The sequence below is a fragment of the Prescottella subtropica genome, from assembly GCF_005434945.1.
GTDB classification, from domain to species: Bacteria; Actinomycetota; Actinomycetes; order Mycobacteriales; family Mycobacteriaceae; genus Prescottella; species Prescottella subtropica.
The window spans coordinates 138594-156534 of record NZ_SKCH01000005.1 but is presented as its reverse complement, the minus strand read 5'-3'; the positions used below and the strand labels follow the sequence as shown (position 1 = coordinate 156534).

Genomic DNA, 17941 nt, shown 5'->3' with positions numbered 1-17941 from the left:
GATCGTCCCGGTTGCCCTGGAAACCACCTTCGCGGCGCGGGCCACGGTCGTCGCGGTTGCCGCGGAAGTTGTTGTCCCGGTTGCCACCACGATCGTCGCGGTTGCCCTGGTAGCCGCCCTCGCGGCGCGGTCCCCGGTCCCCGAACGAGCGGTCGTCGCGACGCGGGCCCCGGTTGTCCCGGTCTCCGAAGGAACGGTTGTCCCGGTCACCGAAGCTGCGGTCGCCCTGACTCCGGTCTCCGAAGGAGCGGTTGTTGTCGCGGTTGCCCTGGTAGCCGCCCTCACGGCGCGGGCCACGGTCCCCGAACGAGCGGTTGTTGTCCCGGTCCCCGAAGTCGCGGCGCGGGCCCCGATCGTCACGGTTGCCCTGGTAGCCGCCCTCGCGGCGCGGTCCACGGTCCCCGAACGAGCGTTCCCGACGGTCACCGAACCCGCCGCGGCCGCCACGGTCACCGCGCTCGCTGCGGAAGTTGCTGTCGCGCACCGGTTCCCCGCTCGGGGTCTGTGCGCCGGTGATGGCGGCGAGTTCCTCGGAGCCGGGGAAGACGGGCACGGCGGTGGCGTCGACGCCGGCCATACCGGTCAGCCGGCGGAACATGCGGCGCTGGTTGGGCAGCACGATCGCGGCGACGACACCGGCCTCACCGGCGCGGGCGGTGCGCCCGGCACGGTGCAGGTAGTCCTTGTGGTCCTGCGGCGGGTCGACGTGCACGACGAGGTCGATGCCGTCGACATGAATTCCTCGGGCCGCGACGTCGGTGGCGACCAGAACGGGGGTGCGGCCGGTCTTGAACCGCTCGAGGACGCGGGTCCGCTGGTTCTGCGCCTTGCCGCCGTGCAGGGCCTCGGCGGCGACACCCTGCTCCCGGAGACGTTCGACGACACCCTCGGTGCCCAGCTTGGTGCGGGCGAACATGATGGTGCGTCCGCCCTTGCGGGAGGCGATCTCGGCGAGGACGGCGTCCTTCTGGCCGCGTTCGACGAGGAGGACGTAGTGGTCCATCGTGGTGACCGATGCGCGACCGTCCTGCGTCGAATGCAGTTCGTGTTCGGGCAGGAACTCGCGGACGAGGGCCTGCACATCGTTGTCGAGGGTCGCCGAGAACAGCAGTCGCTGGCTGTCGTCGGGGGTGCCGGACAGCAGGGTGCGCACCTCGGGCAGGAAGCCCATGTCGGCCATCTGGTCGGCCTCGTCGAGGGCGGTCATCTCGATGGCGTCGAGGATGCACGTGTTCTGCCGCAGATGGTCGCCGAGACGGCCGGGGGTGGCGACGAGGATGTCGACGCCGCGGCGCAGCTGGTCGACCTGCTTGGTGAACGGGGTGCCGCCGACGGCGGCCCGCACGGTCAGGCCCAGGGACGCGGCGTACGGGGTGAGGGAGTCGACCACCTGGAACGCGAGCTCACGGGTGGGGACCAGGACGAGGGCGCGGGGCCGCTTCGGATCCGGACGGTCCTCGTGGCGGGCCAGACGCGCGAGCATCGGCAGACCGAACGCGAGGGTCTTTCCGGAGCCGGTCTGGGCGCGGCCGAGGATGTTCTTGCCGGCGATCGCATCCGGGATCGCCATCGCCTGGATCGGGGACGGCACGGTGATCTCGCTGCGGGCCAGGGCGGCCACGACCGGCTCGGGCAGCCCGATCTCGGCGAACGTCGCCTGATCGGCGGCCTCGTCGCTGTCGGTCTGATCGTCGGCGTCGGCCACATCGGCAGTCTCGGCCACATCGGTGGTGTCGGCAACCTCGGTCGACGGGGTCTCGACGGTCTCAACCGTCTCGACGGCGTCGACTGTTGTGTCGACGGTGTCGGGGGTGGAAGTTTCGGGGGCAGCAGAAGTCACGCGGATTTACCTCTCCGGACGTCGGGCACGTCGCGGAGCGGGCTGTCCTGCAGCCGCACGAAGAGACGAGCCAGGGCACAATTCACCTGGCCGTCTGTGCGTCGATCGCGGGGTGACGGGGCTGTGTGCCTCACATGAATGAACTTGCCCTGTTATCGGGCCGTGATCGAGTGTACGCGATCGGGTCGGCCGTCGACCATTTCCCGGGCAGGCTGTGACCAGCGCAACTGGCCGGCGCTACGGGTGGGTGGGGGAGAACAGGCGGCTCAGCTCCACCAGCCACGGCACCGCCACCGCGATCGTCGGGACGATCAGGATCGCGGCCGCGGCGAAGTAGGCGGCCACTGCGATCCGCACGTCCGCGCCGGCCCCGGTCAGCCGCTGCACCCGCACCAGGGTGGACGGGCCGCCGACGGCCATCGCGCCGCGCGGGGCGACGGAGCCGGCGCACGCGACGAGCGCGCGGGCCAGGGGGGCCGGGCCGGTGACCTTGACGGCGGAGTCGTCGGCGAGCAGTTCGACGAGCAGCTGCACCGAGCCGAGCGCCGACTTCGAGCGCACCACCCGCGGGAACGCGTGATGGACGGCGGTGAACGCCTCGAGCACCAGGTCGTGCCGGGCCCGCAGATGGGAGCGTTCGTGGGTGAGGATCGCGCGGATCTCGTCGTCGCTGAGCGAATTCAGGGTGCCTTCGCTGAGCACGACCCGCTGCCGCAGCCCGGGCAGGCAGTAGGCGATGGGTTCGGCGGAGTCGAGGACCCGCACGTCCGACATCCGGCCGAGGGCCACCGACAGGTCGACGTCCCCGCGGTCGAGGAGGTCGACGAGCATGCGGTGCCGGGCCCGGCGGCGGCGGGTGTGGATCGCGACCCGCACCACCGAGAAGATCAGTTTCGCGCCGATCAGCAGGGTCGCCAGGAACACGACGACGTACAGGATCCACAGCGGCAACCCGAGCGCGTCGATCTCGGCGGTCGGTTCGGTGGTGGGGCGCCCGTCGGGGCCGGGCACGAGCAGCAGCGAGGCGATCGCCAGCCCGGAGGAGAACGCCGACAGCACCGCGGCGATCGCGACCGCCTGCCACAGCACCAGCGCGGCGCGGGGGGACCGGAACGGCCAGGCGGCGCGGCTGAGCAGTGCCGGCACCGGTCCGGTGAGAACGAGCGCGAGCAACCCGAAGGCCAGCGCCGTGGTGGCGTTCATCGCACGGGATTCCTGGGGTCGGCGGCGGTCAGCTGGCCCGGCCGGTCGCCGGGTGCAGTCCCGGCGCCTGCCGGGCGGCCTCGGCCTGTTCCAGTGCGGCCAGGGCCTCGCGGAGGGCGGCGGCCTCGTCGGCGCCGACCTGCCCGACGAAGTGGACGAGGGCGGCGGCCCGCTCCCCGGACGCGTCGGCCTGCTGCAGGGCGTCGACCATCAGCGACGCGACGAGCTCGTCGCGGCCGTGGACGGGCACGTAGCGGTGGGCGCGGTCGTCCCGCTGCTGGATGACGAGATGCTTCTTGGCGAGACGCTGCAGCACGGTCATCACCGTGGTGTAGGCGAGTTCGCGGCGCGTGGCGAGGGCCTCGTGGACCTGCCGCACCGTCTGCGGTTCCGACACCGACCACAGGTGATCCATCACTGCGCGTTCGAGTTCACCGAGTCCAGCCATGGCCCGAGTCTACGGACCGGGCATCCCACCCGCTTACTACTACCGGTAGTAAACGATGGCCCCGGGATGTGATAGTGGTCGCATCCGCGCCGGCGCGGTATACCGGTGAACGGCAATGTCGAAGGGGAGGTCCGGTGGCGCAGGGAATCACAGGCTGGCTCGATCACGTCTCGCTGGTGTCCGGGCCGCTGCCCGTGATCGCCGCGGCCGGCGCGCTCCTCGGCGCCGGGTGGCTCGTCGCCGGTCGGTGCCGCTGGTTCCTGCGGTGGGCGCTGCCGGCGGCCCTCGCGGGTGCGGCGGCGGCCACCGCGGTGATCTACCTGGTCGTCGAGAAGGTGTGGCGGCCGTTCCCCGACCCCGTCGCGACCGCCGTGTACGGGTGGATCGGCGTCGGGATCGCGGCGGCGGCCCTGCTGGTGCCGCGCTGCGTCGCCGGCCGGCGCGCGACGATTCCCGTCTCGGTCGTCGCGGCCGCCGCGATCGTCCTCACCGCCGCGATCCAGATCAACCAGATCTTCTACGCGTACCCGACGGTGGGCACCGCACTCGGCCTGCCCGACCCCGACCGGATCGACGCCGCCGCACTGCCGGACCCGTCCGGCCCGGTCGTCACCGCCCGCCCCCTCGAACCGGTGTGGGCGCCGCAGACCCCCGCCGACCTGCCCACCAGCGGCCGCTACACGACGGTGGCGATCCCCGCCGCCGTGTCCGGGTTCACGGCCCGCGACGCCGTCGTCTACCTGCCGCCCGCCTACTTCACCAGTCCGCGGCCGCTGCTGCCGGTGCTGGTGCTCCTCGCCGGGCAACCCGGTTCCCCCGAGGACTGGCTGCACGGCGGGAAACTGACCGCCACCATGGACGAGTTCGCGCGCACCCATCACGGGCTCGCCCCCGTCGTCGTCGTCGCGGACGGCACCGGCACCCAGTTCGCGAACCCGCTGTGCCTGGACTCGCGGCTCGGCAACGTCGCCACCTACCTGACCGTCGACGTCCCCGCCTGGACGAAGACGCACCTGCAAGTCGATCCCGATCCCCGGTCCTGGGCGGTCGCCGGACTGTCCTACGGCGGCACCTGCGCCCTGCAACTCGCCACCACCCGCCCCGACGTGTATCCGACGTTCCTGAACCTGTCCGGGCAGCTCGAACCCACCCTCGGGGACCGGAAACGCACCGTCGACGACGCGTTCGGCGGCGACGCGGCCGCGTTCACCGCCGTCAACCCGATGGACCTGATGGCCACCCGCCGCTTCCCCGACACCGCCGGCGTGTTCGTCGTCGGCGACCACGACGACGCCTACCGCGGCGACCTGAAGAAGGTGTACGAGGCGGCGAAGAACGCCGGCATGGACGTGCAGTTCGTGGAGGTGCCCGGCACCCACAGTTTCCTGGTGTGGTCCACCGGACTGCGCGACGAGATGAGCTGGCTCGCCACCCGACTCGGGCTGACCGCGTGACCGGGCTGCGCCGGTACGCCCGGCGGATCTCCGACCTGCTCCGCGACGGCGTCACCGGCGCCCCGGTCGCCGTCACGATCCTGACGGTGATGTGGATCCTCGGGTTCGCCACCGACACCGTCCTGCACGGGCCCGGCCCGTTCGTCGACCGGCATCTCGCGGTCGGGATCGGCCCCCTCGAGCACTGGCGGCTGTGGACACCGCTCACGTCCGGGCTGTGGGCGCGCGGTCTGCTCGGCTACCTGGCCGCGACCGCCGCCGTGTTCCTGGTCGCGGCCCCGCTGGAACGGCGGATGGGGTCGGGCCGGTTCGCGGCGGCCGCCCTGATCACCCAGACCGCGGGCGCGGTCGTCGGGGCCGGGGTCGCGACCGCAGCCCGGCTTCTCGACTCCGGCTGGGGATTCCGGCTGCACCTGGGCACCGCGATCGGCCCCACCACGTGGATCGTCGGTGTCGCGATGACCGCGAGCGCCTCCATGGACACCCTGTGGCGTCGCCGCATCCGCGTCGGCCTCCTCGCCCTGACGATCACCCTCGTCCTGTTCGCCGGCCAGCTGCAGGACGTGATGCGTCTCGGCGGCGCCGTCGTCGGCCTGGCGATCGGCCCGTGGATCGTGGGCCGCAGCAGGTATCCGACAGGGCGTGGCCGACGGATCACCGGCACCCGCCGCGAGGGCCGCGTCCTCGTCGCGATCGTCGTCGCCGCCACCGCGGTCGGAACCATGCTCGCCGCCCTCACCCCGCACGCCGTCGGCCCCCTCGCCGTGCTGCGGGACCTGCTGCGCGGGGTGCCGTGGACGCCGGCGGAGGTACGGGAGATCTGCGCCGAGAACGCCGCCGACCCGGACTGCCGCCGCGGGCAGCTCGACCTGCGCCTGTCCGGGGTCGGGCCGCTGCTGCTGAGCCTGATGCCGTCGCTGCTGCTGCTCGTGCTGTGCGACGGGCTGCGCCGCGGCCGCCGCTTCGCGTGGATCGCCGCCACCCTCGCGCAGGTGGTGCTGCTGGCGTTGTCGCTGCTGAACTTCGCGGTCCGCTACCTCGACGTCATCCCCGGCCAGTCCCTGTTCTACGGGCTCGACACCCCGACGGTGTACCGCACCCTCACCCCGTTCCTGACACCGGCCGCGGTGCTGATCCTGCTACTCGCGACCCGGCGACTGTTCGACGTCGCCGCCCCCACCGGCACCTACCGGCGGCTGTTCGGCCGGCTCGCGGTGCTCACCGCCGGTCTCGCCGTCGCCTACGTGCTCGGCGGGCTGTGGGCGCGCCACGGCTTCGACCGCACCCCGAGCGCCGCGATGCTGCTCGCCGACTTCCCGCAACGCCTGGTGCCGCCGGTGTACCTGCAGATGCTCGATCCGCGGCTGCTGCCGATGAACTGGGCGGCCACCCTGCTCTACGAGTGGACCGGGGTGGTGTTCTGGGCGGCGGTGTGCACCCTGGTGGCGGCGACGTTCCTGCGGCCCGCGCACGGACCCGACTCCGCGGCCGTCGACCGGGCCCGCACCGTCCTGACCACCGGATCGGGCAGTGACCTGTCATGGATGACGCTGTGGGACGGCAACCGCTACTGGTTCTCGCCGAGCGGCGACAGCTACGTCGCCTACCGGGTGATCGGCGGCATCGCCCTGACCACCGGTGGCCCCGTCGGCCGCCCCGACCGGGTCGGCGACGACGTCGCCGGGTTCGCCGAGTTCGCCGCCGCCAACGGCTGGGTACCGTGCTTCTACTCGGTCACCGGGGACGTCCGGAACGCCGCCGTCGACCTGGGGTGGACGGCCGTGCAGGTCGCCGAGGAAACCGTCCTCGACCTCGGGTCGATCGCGTTCACCGGCAAGAAGTTCCAGGACGTGCGGACCGCCCTGAACCGGGCCGGGAAGTCGGGGATCACCGCCGAATGGATCAGCTTTCCCACCGCGCCGCTCGCACTCACCGACCAGATCACCGCGATCTCCGAGGAATGGGTCGCCGACAAGGGGATGCCCGAGATGGGCTTCACCCTCGGCGGGCTCGCCGAGATGGACGACCCGCACGTGCGCTGCCTGATCGCCGTCGACACCGACCGCACCGTGCACGGGGTGACGTCGTGGCTGCCGGTGTACCGGGACGGCCGGGTCGTCGGCTGGACCCTCGACTTCATGCGCCGCCGCACCGGCGGGTTCCGGCCCACCATGGAGTTCCTCATCGCGTCGGCGGCGCTGCTGCTCGAGGAGGAGGGCGCCGAGTTCGTCAGCCTGTCCGGGGCACCGCTGGCCACCATGAGCGGCGACACCGTCGACTCCGCCATGACCTCGATGCTCGACCTGCTCGGCCGCACCCTCGAACCGGTCTACGGGTTCCGGTCGCTGCTGGCGTTCAAATCGAAGTTCCAGCCCCGCTACGAACCGATGCACATGTGCTTCCCCGACCCCGTCGCCCTGCCCACCATCGGCAACGCCATCCGCCGCGCCTACCTGCCCGACGTGTCCTGGGGGCAGGGAGTCCGACTGGTGCGCACAATGCTCCGCCGGTGAGGTGCTGTGCGCCTTTCTGGTAGCTCCCACTACCAAAAAGGCGCACAGCACCGGGGGCCGTCGACACCCTTGCGATCTTAGGGCAGCCTTCCCTATAGTCGAGGGGTCGAAGCCACCGGACCGAGCCGGACGACCTGAGGGCTGCAGCGACCCCGGCACACATCGGTCCCTCCCCGGCGGGTTCCGCGCACACCGCGCGGAACCCGCCGAATCCTTCCCCACGGCGGGTCGCCCGCACCCCCGGACACCCCGTGGCCCACGATGGGACGAAAGACACCGTCGACACCCCAGGGAGCACCACATGGCCAGCGACGCAGAACACGCACTCGTCCTCGGCGGCGACCCCACCGAAGTCAACGCCTTCCTCAACAAAGGCTTCGGCGAAGCCCTCGGCCTCGAATACACCGAACTGAGCGGCGACCACGTCCGCGCCCACTGGAAGGTCACCCCCGACCTCTACCAACCGTGGGGCATCATGCACGGCGGCGTCCACTGCGCCGTCATCGAATCCGTCGCCAGCATCGCCGCCGGCCTCTGGCTCGGCGACCGCGGCCACGTCGTCGGCGTCAACAACAACACCGACTTCCTCCGCGCCGCCCGCGACGGCATCCTCACCGCCGACGCCACCCCCGTCCACCGCGGCCGCACCCAACAACTCTGGGCCGTCACCATCACCGACGACCGCGACCGGATCGTCGCCCGCGGCCAGGTCCGCCTCCAGAACATCACCGAGACCGCCGCCCTCGGCACGAACTGACCCCGAACCAGGTCAGCCCGCCTCCCGCGACTCGCCGTCGGGACGCGCTCGATGCTCCTGCAACGCATCGAGCGCGTTCCGCGCGAACACCTGCTGCTCCGTCGACGCCATCTGCGCCCGCCCCCGCCCCAGGAACGACACCGTCCACGAGATCATCGTCGACAACCGACTCCGGAACCCGATCAGATACATCAGGTGGATCACCAGCCACACCACCCACCCCAGGAACCCGCTGATCTCCAACTTCCCGATCTTCGCGACCGCATTGTGCCGCGACACCGTCGCCATCGACCCCTTGTCGAAATAGTGGAACGGCGCCCGCTCCGCCGGCACCGCACCCGACCGTGCCGCCTTCACACCCGCCCGGATCTGCTCGGCCGCATACCTCCCGCCCTGCATCGCCACCTGCGCCAACCCCGGCAACTTGTCCAACGCCATCATGTCGCCGATCACGAACACCTGCGGATACCCCGGCAACGACAGATCCGGCAGCACATGCACCCGACCCGCCCGATCCACCTCCGCCCCCGACTGCTCACCCAACTGCCGGCCCAACGGACTCGCCTGCACCCCCGCAGACCACACCTTGCACTGCGCCTCGATCCGAGACTCGGTGCCGTCCTGATGCTTGACCGTCAACCCGTCCACATCGACACCGGTCACCATCACATTCGGCTGGATCTCCACCCCGATCTTCTCGAGCCGCTCCGCCGCCTTCCGGCTCAACTTCCCCCCGTACACCGGCAACACCGTCGGCGCCCCGTCCACCAGGATCACCCGCGCATCCCGCGGATCGATCCGCCGGAACGCCCCCTTGAGCGTCCGATGCGCCATCTCCGCGATCTGCCCCGCCATCTCCACACCCGTCGGACCCGCCCCGACCACCACGAACGTCAACAACCGCGCCCGCTCCGCCGGATCGTCCGACAACTCCGCCTGCTCGAACGACCCCAGAATCCGGCCCCGCAACTCCAACGCATCGTCGATCGTCTTCATCCCCGGCGCGAACTCCGCGAAATGATCGTTCCCGAAATACGACTGACCCGCCCCCGCCGCCACGATCAACGAATCGAACTCGGTCACCGTCACCCGATCCAACAGCCGCGACGTCACCGTCCGCGCCGCCAGATCGATCGTCTCCACATCCCCGAGCAACACCTCGGCGTTCTTCTGCTTCCGCAACACCAAGCGCGTCGCCGGCGCGATGTCACCGACCGACAGAATCCCCGTCGCCACCTGATACAGCAACGGCTGGAACAGATGATGCGTCGTCCGCGCCACCACCGTGACATCCACGTCCGCCCGCTTCAGGGCCTGCGTCGCGAACAACCCCCCGAAACCGGAACCGATCACCACCACACGATGGCGATGCGGGGCAGGGGAGGGAGAACCCGGAGAACCCATTGCGCGCTCCTCGACACTCGACGAAACGAGCCGACCCTGCCACGGTAACCGCCCCACGCCCACCCGTCCCACCGAACCGGACCCCGGACACACGAAAAGAGGGGCGGCGGGACAACCCCACCACCCCTCTTCCCGAGGAATACCGCCGACTACACGTCGACCCGGCCCCGACGGATCATCAGCGTGAACCCGAACGTCACCAGACCCAACACCACCATCATCGTCGCCACCGTGTTCAGACCCGACACCGACGGCGCCCCGCCCATCGTCAACGCAGACGACGCCAGCAGCATCGTCGCGATCGACGTGCCGATGCCCTGACCACCGGTCCGCAGCACCGAATTCGTCCCCGTCGCCTCACTGGTGTTGCTCTCCGGCACCGCCTCCACGATCAGGTTCGGCAACGCCGTGAACGTGAACGCCGAACCGATCGACACCGTGATGATCATCGCGACCATCCCGATCACCGAATCGTGGAACACGATCAGCATCGCACTCGAAATCGTGAACAGACCGGTACCCAACAGCATCGACGCCCGCGACCCGACCGCCCGCGAAATCCGGCCACTGAGCGGCGTGCACACGAAACCGAACATCGACCCGACGAACGACAACCAACCCGCATTCGTCGCCGAGATCCCCAGACCGAACGGCGCCGTCGTCGGCGACTGCAGGATCATCGGAATGATCATCGTGCTGATACCCAGCGGACCGACCGCGATCGCGATCGTCGCCAGCATCGTCAACGCCACCTTACGATCCGTGAACATCCGCACGTTCACGATCGGATCGGTCACCCGCAACTCCCACAGCACCCACAGCACCAGCACCAGCAGACCGCCGACGACCAGACCCAACGTCCGCGGATCCGTCCACCCCCACGCGCCGGACTTGTTGATACCCAGCAGCACTGCCGCGATCGCCGGAGCGAACGCGATCGTGCCCACATAGTCGACCTTCTGCGTCGTCCCCACCGGACGCCGCCACGGCAACACGAACACCACCAGCGCCAACACCAGCAGCGCATACACCGCAGCCACCGCGAAGATCATGTGCCAGCTCGCGTGATCGATCATCACACCGGCCACCAGCAGCGACGCCGAACCCGCCGCCACCGCAGAACCCGAGATCACCGCAACCGCCACCGGCACCTTCACCGCCGGCAGATGCTCCCGCGCCAACCCGATGCACAGCGGCAGGATCGCACCCGCCACACCCTGGATCGCCCGGCCGACGATGATGCTGCCGATGCTGTCACCGACCGCACTGACGATCGACCCGAGCGCCGCCGCACCGAGCAGGACCACGAGCACCCGCTCCCGGCCGTACATGTCGCCGAGACGGCCGCACACCGCGGCCGACGCCGCCGCCACCAACAGGAACGCGGTGACGGCCCACCCCACCGTCGCCGCATCGCTGTCGAATTCCTTGATGAACGTCGGAAGCGCGGCGTACACCATCGACGTCTCGAACGCACTGATGACCTCGACCAGCATCAGCACGGTGATGATCACCCACGCGGGGCGCTTGCGGTTGAACCGACCGCGCGCCGGGGCGGTGCCCTCGGCGCGAGTATCTGCCGTAGTAGTCACTGAAGTAGTTGTCCAGACTCTCGACGGCCCTGTCGACGGGCCGGTGGTGCGGGTGGGTCCTGTGGACATCGAGATCGTCGCGTCCACGACGGGACACCACGACGGTGAGCGATGCCCCTGTTTCGTAGGTCACAGTGTGGCAACTCACTATTCCAACACTGGACGGCAGTTGCACTCAGTGGGACTGGACCCGACCTGGCGAAATGGCAACGACCAGCGATTATGACACGTTTCTGCAGGTCATGTCGCGCGGGTCACAAACAAACATACGCCGAATTCCTCCCACTCAGCGGGAACCCGGGCCGTCCAGCAGCCGATACAGCGGATTTCGGGCCGCCGCTTCCCGAACGCCGGTACCCGCACCCTCGGTGTACACCTGCGTCGTATTCATCGACTCGTGCCCCAACATCCGCATCAACGTGAAGATACTGACGTTCTCGTCCGCCATGTTCGTCGCGAACGTATGCCGGAACTGATGCGTCAACGCACCCTTCGCCCGCTCCCCGTTGATCCCCGCCCGCCGATACGCCCGCAACACCCGATACTGCAACGTCCCCCGCGTGATCCGCTCCCCGTCCGCCCCCACGAACAACGGATCCGACGCCCGGAAGAACTGCCACGCCGACGCCCCCGCCGGCACCCGCCGCTTCACCGCACCCGGGAACCGGTCGACCCGCGACTCCAGATACCCGGTCAACGCCGCCACCAACGCCGGCTCCGCCGTCGCCACCCGATCCTTGCTGCCCTTACCTCGCACCAGGATCACCCGACCCGCACCCGCGTCCCCGCCCCGGATGTCACCGATGTTCACCGAGATCAACTCCGACGACCGCATCCCCGTCAACAGCGCCGTCAGGATGATCGCGAAATCCCGTTCCCCCCACGGCCGGACCCCGTCGGTGTCGTCCTCCTGCAACGTGCCGATCAACCGCACCACCGCATCCGACGGCAACGCCTTGGGAATCCGCTTCGGCGCCTTCGGCCGCAGCACCGCCGACATCGGATTCGCCACGATCGCATCGACCGCGAACAGGAAATCGCACAGCGTGTTCCACGTCGACCAGCACCGCCGGATCGACGCCACCTCGTGCGTCGCGGCGAACGCCGCGAACGCCTGCTGCATCGCCGGCTTCGTGATCACCTGCACCGGCAGCGACGACTCCGGAACCCCTGCCGTCTCCGCGAGATACCGGCCGATCCCCGCAAAATCCTGCCGGTACGCCTTGATCGTGTGCGGCGACGGCTTCGCGGTACTCCGGTGCAGCAGGAACTCCTCGAACCAGGCGTCGAGTAGCCGTCGATCGTCGCTCACGCCCGTCCTTCCACCGGCACCGCCCGGCACCAGCACATGTGTTCGAGTTCTTCGGGCAGTCTATAGCGCCCGATCCGGCCCACGGCCCGGATCGGGCGCCGGGTACGAGTCGGGTGTGAAACGGCGCCGGGGGAGTGCACGCCCGGTTCACCCTCGAATTCACCCTCTTTCGGCTTTGCCCGCACCTGCCCGATCTCGTACCTTGAAATCGGCCAGGCACACCCCCCGACGTGTGCCTGGCCTTTCACGTTTCCGGGTCGGTGCGGTTTTCCGTAGCGGCCCGCGGGGTACCCGCCATAGGAGTTGCGCCGGCCGCCGGGGCCGGCGCCGGGCGAGGAGGTGCACGGTGTCGACCTGTGAAACCTGCGGGAACGACTACGACAAGGCGTTCACGGTGATCATGGGGGACCGGCGCGGGACGTTCGACAGTTTCGAGTGCGCGGCCCATGCGATGGCCCCGATCTGCGCGCACTGCGGGTGCCGCATCCTCGGGCACGGCGTCGAGGATGCGAGTCGTATCTTCTGCTGCGCCAGCTGTGCGCGCGCCGCCGGACACGAGCAACTCGTCGACCGGGCATGACGCAGGAGCGGGGAGCAGCATCGAAACATCTTCGCGGACATGGATATTCACCATTATCCATGACGATGGCGCGGGGCGGGATCGAGGATCGGGCGGGGCAGCGTGACCGCCGTGCCGGCCACGGTACCGCGACCCGGCCGCCGCGATGTCGCGATGTCGCGATGTCGCGATGTCGCACGACACGCATACCTGGCACGACGCACCGGCATGCCGACGTGTTCGGTGGTTCATCGGCGATCCGCCGCCGGATACTGCGCCGCGCCGGCCGATCGCCAGAGACCGATCGTCGACGCCGGTGCTGAGCCGGACGCCGTGCGGACCGCCCGGATCGGGGGTTGCTGCGCGCGAGTCGACGTCCCGCGCGCCCGACAGTGCGCGCGGGACACCAGGATGCGCGCGGCGTCGTGGATGCGGTGACCCGAGGGGTGAGACGCGGAGTGCGTGCACCCCGGCTGCTCCGACGTCTCGGGGGTGGGTCCGATCTCCGCTACTTGACATAATGTGGATTATCGGCGAAATGGTGACCTGGGGAAACGTGCTGCAGCCGTGGCCGGTTCACGGCGATCCGGACCTCGGCTCGGTCGTCGGCGCGGGTTCGTATCGGTCGACTGACGACGCTGCCGTCCGGTCATCGGCTCGGCCGACTGTTCCGGGCCGTCGCGGTGTGCGCCGCAGCGAAGGCGTCGGCTGTGCCGTGCGTCGACCGACTCCGTGGCCGACGGCCGGTGTCCGGTCCGGCGGGTCCGTCGATCCGGTTCGACGTTCCCGGACCGGACCGGACCGGACCGGATTGCCGCGGCGACCCTCTCCCCGATGTCCGATTCACCGCCGTTATTACGTCACAGTGACGTATTGATCGGCGGTGTGTGGCCGCCCGGATGTCGTGCGCACGATCATCAGCGGGCACGACACCGTGTGCAGCAGCGTCGTGCTGGTGGATCCGAGGAGCATGCCGGCGAACCCACCGCGCCCGTGGCTGCCGACGACCAGCAGTTCCGCGTCGACGGACCGTTCGCTCAGGATTGCGGCGGTGTTGCCGCGCACCACGGCTCGGGTGACCGGGGTGTCCGGATAGCGGTCGGTCCAGCCGGCGAGGCTCTCCGCGAGGACGGCCTGTTCGGCGACCTCCACCTCGTCCCACGGCAGATCCAGTTGGTCGTCGAACGCGGTGGACATCGACAGCGGTGACCATGTGTGGACGGCGGCCAGGGTGCGGCCGCGCAGCGTCGCCTCGTCGAAGGCGGCGGCCAGGGCGGGTCGGCTGTTGTCGGTGCCGTCGACGCCGACGAGGACATCGCCGACGACCGGGACCGCCCGGTTGCGGACGACGACGACGGGACAGTGCGCGTGGGCGGTCAGGGCGACGGCCACGGAGCCGGCGAGGGCGGCGGTGACCCGGCCCAGTCCCCTGCTGCCGACGACGATCAGGTGGGCGGAGGAGGCGGCGTCGAGGAGGGCGGGTCGGGCCGGGCCCTCGAGGACGTCGGTGGTGGTGTCGATGTCGGGGGCTTCGGTGCGGGCGATGTGGGCGGCGTCGTCGAGGTAGGTGTGGACGGCGCGGTCGCGGTCGACGAAGTAGCTCTGCGGTAGGCGGATGCCGTCGCCGTACGGGGTGGGGGCGCCGAGGGCGGAGACGATGCGCAGGGGGCGTTCGTGCAGGTGTGCGGCGTGGGCGGCCCAGGCGACGGCGGCGCGGGCGGTGTCGGAGCCGTCGACGCCGACGACGATCGGTGCGCGGGGGGCGGTCACGGTGCCTCCTCGGGTGTGCGGTGGGGTCGGTTCCAGTGGGTGAGGGCGGTGGGGACGGCGTCGTCTCCGGTGGTGTCGAGTGTGGTGGCGTCGGGCCAGGGGGTGGTGTGGGCGGCCAGGGCGCGGGCGATGTCGGGGGTGGCTTCGGAGTCGTGGTCTCCCCCGGCTCGTTCGTGCAGTCGGTGTTCGATGACGTCCGGTGGTGCGGTGCAGCGGAGTTGCACGAGGTCGGTGTGGGTGTCGTCGGCGAGGTCGGTGGCGTGGCGGCGGTGGCGGGGGTCCGTGAAGGAGGCGTCGAGGACGACGGACGTTCCCCGCTGCAGGTGGTGTCGGGCCTGGTCGAGCAGGGTGCGGTAGACGCGGTCGGTGGCGTCGGGGCTGTAGCGGCCGGTGCGGTATGCGGGGTGGGGGTCGGTGCGGCGTTGGTCGGTGAACATGGTGCGGCGGAGGGTGTCGCTGGAGAGGAGGGTGGCGCCGGTGCGGGCGGCGAGGGCGCGGGCGACGGTGGATTTTCCGGTGGCGGGTGGTCCGCCGACGAGGGCGAGGCGGACGGTGGCGAGGTTCAGGTGGTGTTCGGTGAGGTCGGTGTGGTGGAGGGCGTCGGCGGCGGAGGTGGTGTGGCCTTGGAGGTAGCGGATGCAGTCGACTTTGGCGCGCATGAAGGCGCGGTAGGCGATGTAGTGGTGGCGTAGTGATGCGGGGGCGGGGTCGTCGGTGGCGGTGGTGTAGCGGGTGAGCAGGGCGTCGGCGAGGTCGGGGTGGCCGAGGTGTTCGAGGTCCATGGCGAGGCAGGCGATGTCGTCGAGTCCGTCGAGGTAGCGGAGGTGGTCGTCGAATTCGAGGCAGTCGAGGATGCGGGGGCCGTCGGGGAGGCAGAAGATGTCGTCGGCGAGGAGGTCACCGTGGCCGTCGATGATGCGGTGGTCGGTGATGCGGTCGTCGAAGAGGTGGGTGCGTCCGTCGAGGTAGCGGGTGACGTGGTGGTCGAGGCGGTCGAGGCGGTCGGGGTCGAGGAGGTGTTGGTCGAGGTGGCGGGTTTCGTGGAGGTTGTCCTGCCAGCGGCGGTGGAGGGCGGTGGCGGTGCCTTCGATGTCGATGTGGGGGCCGCGGTCGGCGGTGGCGTGGAAGGCGGCGATGCGGTCGGCGATGGCGTGTACTGCCGGGAGGGGGTCGGGTTCGGTGTCGGCGAGGGTGGACAGGCGGGTGTGTTCGGGCATGCGGGCCATGACGACGAGGGGTTCGTGGTCGCCGGTGGCGGGGTCGGTGAGGTGGGTGACGCCGAGGTAGACGTCGGGGGCGAGGCGGCGGCCGAGTTCGGTTTCGCGGGTGCAGACGGCGTCGCGGGTGGCGCGGTCGCGGAAGTCGAGGAAGCCGGTGCGGACGGGTTTTTTGATCTTGTAGACGCGGTCGCCGAGGAGGAGCACCGCGCCGGTGTGGGTTTCGTGGAGCGCGGCGAAGGGTGGGTCGGTGTGTGGGGTGGGCGTGGGATCACCTCCCGACTGGTCTCCCCTGGGGTACTTCCACGGTAGTGACGGGGGTGGTTCAGCGGAAGCGTTCGGCGTCGCGGGCCATGGTGACGAGGCGGTCGGCGAGGGTGGCGAGTTCGGTGGGGTCGGCGTTTTCGGCGACGGCGGTGGCGATGTCTTCGGCGGCGCAGCGGAGTTCGAACATGCGGTCGGAGAGGGCGCCGGCTTCGGTGGGGGTGAGGATGACGGCGTCGGCGGGGATGGTGGTGTCTTTGAGGGTGTTGCGTTGTTCGTAGGCGCGTTGGCGGCAGGATTGCCGGCAGTAGCGGCGGCGGCGGCCGAGTCCGGTGGGGGCGACGTCGCGTCCGCACCATGCGCAGGAGACGGAGGTGCGGGACGCGGGTGCCATGGTCGACCACCTTACTGGTGGTGGGGTTCGGGGCCGGTAGGATGGTGCGGCCGCGTGTGCGGGCGGTCCGGGAACGTTTCGGGTGTCCGGCACGTTGAGAGGGTTGTGCACGCTCGGTGAGCCGCTCCTGGCGAACTTGGCGCGGTGGAAGAACGAGGAGAGGACACACCATGGCGGATCGCGTACTTCGAGGTAGTCGACTCGGTGCGGTGAGTTACGAGACGGATCGTGATCACGATCTGGCTCCCCGTCGGATGGCCCGGTACCGGTGTGACAACGGTGAGGAGTTCGACGTTCCGTTCGCCGACGAGGCCGAGATTCCGGGTACGTGGATGTGCAAGAACGGTCTCGAGGGCACGTTGTTGGAGGGGGCGGCGCCGGAGACGAAGAAGGTGAAGCCGCCGCGGACGCATTGGGACATGCTGCTCGAGCGTCGTTCGGTGGCGGAGCTCGAGGAGTTGTTGAAGGAGCGTTTGGATCTGTTGAAGGCCAAGCGTCGGGGCGCGTAGTCGCTGCCCGAGTTTTCCGGTTCGGCGCCGTCACGGTTTTCCGTGGCGGCGCCGAGCTGTTTCCGGGCGGAAACGGTTCGTGTCAAATACCTGACGAGTGGTTGTGGCGCAACGTAATTCGGACACATTGTGCGGGTTGTGATCACTCCGTCACGGAACTGTGCGATGCCGTTGACGAGATCGGGTGATCGTTCGCTCCCCCTTCGCACGCGTGACATGATGGAGAGAACGCACGCAGCTGGCAGACGTGGCTGACACGACGTTTCGGTGAACGAACTTGTTTCGCCGAATCTGCGTATCGGTCCCAGAGGTAGAGCGAGGTGGCGTATGGACGACACCGGGGGCCCCGTGAGGGCCAACACCTCAGGAATCGTGACGGATACCCTCTCGGTGGATCAGTCGGGTCTGTCCCGGTTGCGGGCCGAGTTGGATGCGATCGACGCCGTGTTGCTGGACGCGGTGCGGGCACGGATCGACGTGTGCGTGCGGATCGCGGAGGTCAAGCGGCGCGATCGGATTCCGATGATGCAGCCGCAGCGGGTGGATGTCGTGCACGCCCGGGCGGACCGGTTCGCGCGGCAGTACGGGCTGTCACCGGAGTTCCTGCACCTGCTGTACGACGTGCTGATCGCCGAGACGTGCCGCGTCGAGGACGTGGTCATCGGGTCGGGCGGTGACGCGCCCCGTGCGGCGGGGTGAGCGGTC

General features: G+C 69.9%; 14 protein-coding genes and 1 pseudogene. 6 read left to right on the top strand and 9 right to left on the bottom strand.

Going from position 1 to position 17941, the window contains the following annotated elements; genetic code table 11:
- Positions 1 to 112 precede the first annotated feature (112 nt).
- The 3 genes and pseudogenes from E0497_RS07705 to E0497_RS07695 all read right to left on the bottom strand — a co-directional run.
- Positions 113 to 1705: pseudogene (locus E0497_RS07705) on the bottom strand (DEAD/DEAH box helicase); the annotation flags it as partial.
- Between the two features lie 372 nt (positions 1706 to 2077).
- Positions 2078 to 3043, bottom strand: coding sequence for a M56 family metallopeptidase (locus E0497_RS07700; protein ID WP_137724197.1), 966 nt, complete (start codon positions 3041 to 3043; stop codon positions 2078 to 2080).
- 28 nt (positions 3044 to 3071) lie between these two features.
- Complete coding sequence (locus E0497_RS07695; protein ID WP_137724196.1) at positions 3072 to 3491, bottom strand: BlaI/MecI/CopY family transcriptional regulator; 420 nt, start codon at positions 3489 to 3491, stop codon at positions 3072 to 3074.
- 146 nt (positions 3492 to 3637) lie between these two features.
- Here E0497_RS07695 and E0497_RS07690 point away from each other — a divergent pair, with 146 nt between their 5' ends.
- The 3 genes from E0497_RS07690 (at position 3638) to E0497_RS07680 (ending at position 8215) form a co-directional block, all read left to right on the top strand.
- Complete coding sequence (locus E0497_RS07690; RefSeq protein ID WP_137724251.1) at positions 3638 to 4945, top strand: alpha/beta hydrolase; 1308 nt, start codon at positions 3638 to 3640, stop codon at positions 4943 to 4945.
- Complete coding sequence (locus E0497_RS07685; protein ID WP_137724195.1) at positions 4942 to 7458, top strand: bifunctional lysylphosphatidylglycerol flippase/synthetase MprF; 2517 nt, start codon at positions 4942 to 4944, stop codon at positions 7456 to 7458. The genes E0497_RS07690 and E0497_RS07685 overlap by 4 nt, the downstream gene beginning before the upstream one ends.
- Before the next feature lie 301 nt (positions 7459 to 7759).
- Positions 7760 to 8215 (top strand): PaaI family thioesterase, encoded by a 456-nt coding sequence (locus E0497_RS07680; protein ID WP_137724194.1) that lies wholly within the window; start codon positions 7760 to 7762, stop codon positions 8213 to 8215.
- A 12-nt stretch (positions 8216 to 8227) separates the two neighbouring features.
- Here E0497_RS07680 and E0497_RS07675 read toward each other — a convergent pair whose 3' ends face one another.
- The 3 genes from E0497_RS07675 to E0497_RS07665 form a co-directional block, all read right to left on the bottom strand.
- Complete coding sequence (locus tag E0497_RS07675; RefSeq protein WP_137724193.1) at positions 8228 to 9619, bottom strand: NAD(P)/FAD-dependent oxidoreductase; 1392 nt, start codon at positions 9617 to 9619, stop codon at positions 8228 to 8230.
- A gap of 149 nt (positions 9620 to 9768) precedes the next feature.
- Positions 9769 to 11133: an MFS transporter gene (locus E0497_RS07670; protein ID WP_137724250.1), complete on the bottom strand. Its 1365-nt coding sequence runs from the start codon at positions 11131 to 11133 to the stop codon at positions 9769 to 9771.
- 364 nt (positions 11134 to 11497) lie between these two features.
- Positions 11498 to 12523 carry a tyrosine-type recombinase/integrase gene (locus E0497_RS07665; protein WP_137724192.1) on the bottom strand — a complete coding sequence of 342 codons (1026 nt, stop codon included), beginning with the start codon at positions 12521 to 12523 and terminating at the stop codon, positions 11498 to 11500.
- Positions 12524 to 12869: 346 nt separating this feature from the next.
- On the opposite strand from E0497_RS07665, the gene E0497_RS07660 reads away from it, so the two are divergent.
- Positions 12870 to 13103 carry a hypothetical protein gene (locus E0497_RS07660; protein ID WP_137724191.1) on the top strand — a complete coding sequence of 78 codons (234 nt, stop codon included), beginning with the start codon at positions 12870 to 12872 and terminating at the stop codon, positions 13101 to 13103.
- Between the two features lie 834 nt (positions 13104 to 13937).
- Here E0497_RS07660 and E0497_RS07655 read toward each other — a convergent pair.
- The 3 genes from E0497_RS07655 to E0497_RS07645 all read right to left on the bottom strand — a co-directional run bounded on the left by E0497_RS07655 (position 13938) and on the right by E0497_RS07645 (position 16727).
- Positions 13938 to 14852 (bottom strand): universal stress protein, encoded by a 915-nt coding sequence (locus tag E0497_RS07655; RefSeq protein WP_137724190.1) that lies wholly within the window; start codon positions 14850 to 14852, stop codon positions 13938 to 13940.
- The gene (locus tag E0497_RS20955) at positions 14849 to 16276 is read right to left on the bottom strand and encodes a bifunctional aminoglycoside phosphotransferase/ATP-binding protein (RefSeq protein ID WP_137724189.1); all 1428 of its coding nucleotides are present in this window, start codon (positions 16274 to 16276) and stop codon (positions 14849 to 14851) included. The genes E0497_RS07655 and E0497_RS20955 overlap by 4 nt, the downstream gene beginning before the upstream one ends.
- Before the next feature lie 118 nt (positions 16277 to 16394).
- Positions 16395 to 16727 carry a hypothetical protein gene (locus E0497_RS07645; protein WP_137724188.1) on the bottom strand — a complete coding sequence of 111 codons (333 nt, stop codon included), beginning with the start codon at positions 16725 to 16727 and terminating at the stop codon, positions 16395 to 16397.
- A 170-nt stretch (positions 16728 to 16897) separates the two neighbouring features.
- On the opposite strand from E0497_RS07645, the gene E0497_RS07640 reads away from it, so the two are divergent.
- Entirely contained in the window at positions 16898 to 17236 is a 339-nt protein-coding gene (locus E0497_RS07640) for an RNA polymerase-binding protein RbpA (protein WP_137724187.1), read from the top strand.
- Between the two features lie 372 nt (positions 17237 to 17608).
- Positions 17609 to 17935 (top strand): chorismate mutase family protein, encoded by a 327-nt coding sequence (locus E0497_RS07635; protein ID WP_421958318.1) that lies wholly within the window; start codon positions 17609 to 17611, stop codon positions 17933 to 17935.
- Positions 17936 to 17941 lie beyond the last annotated feature (6 nt).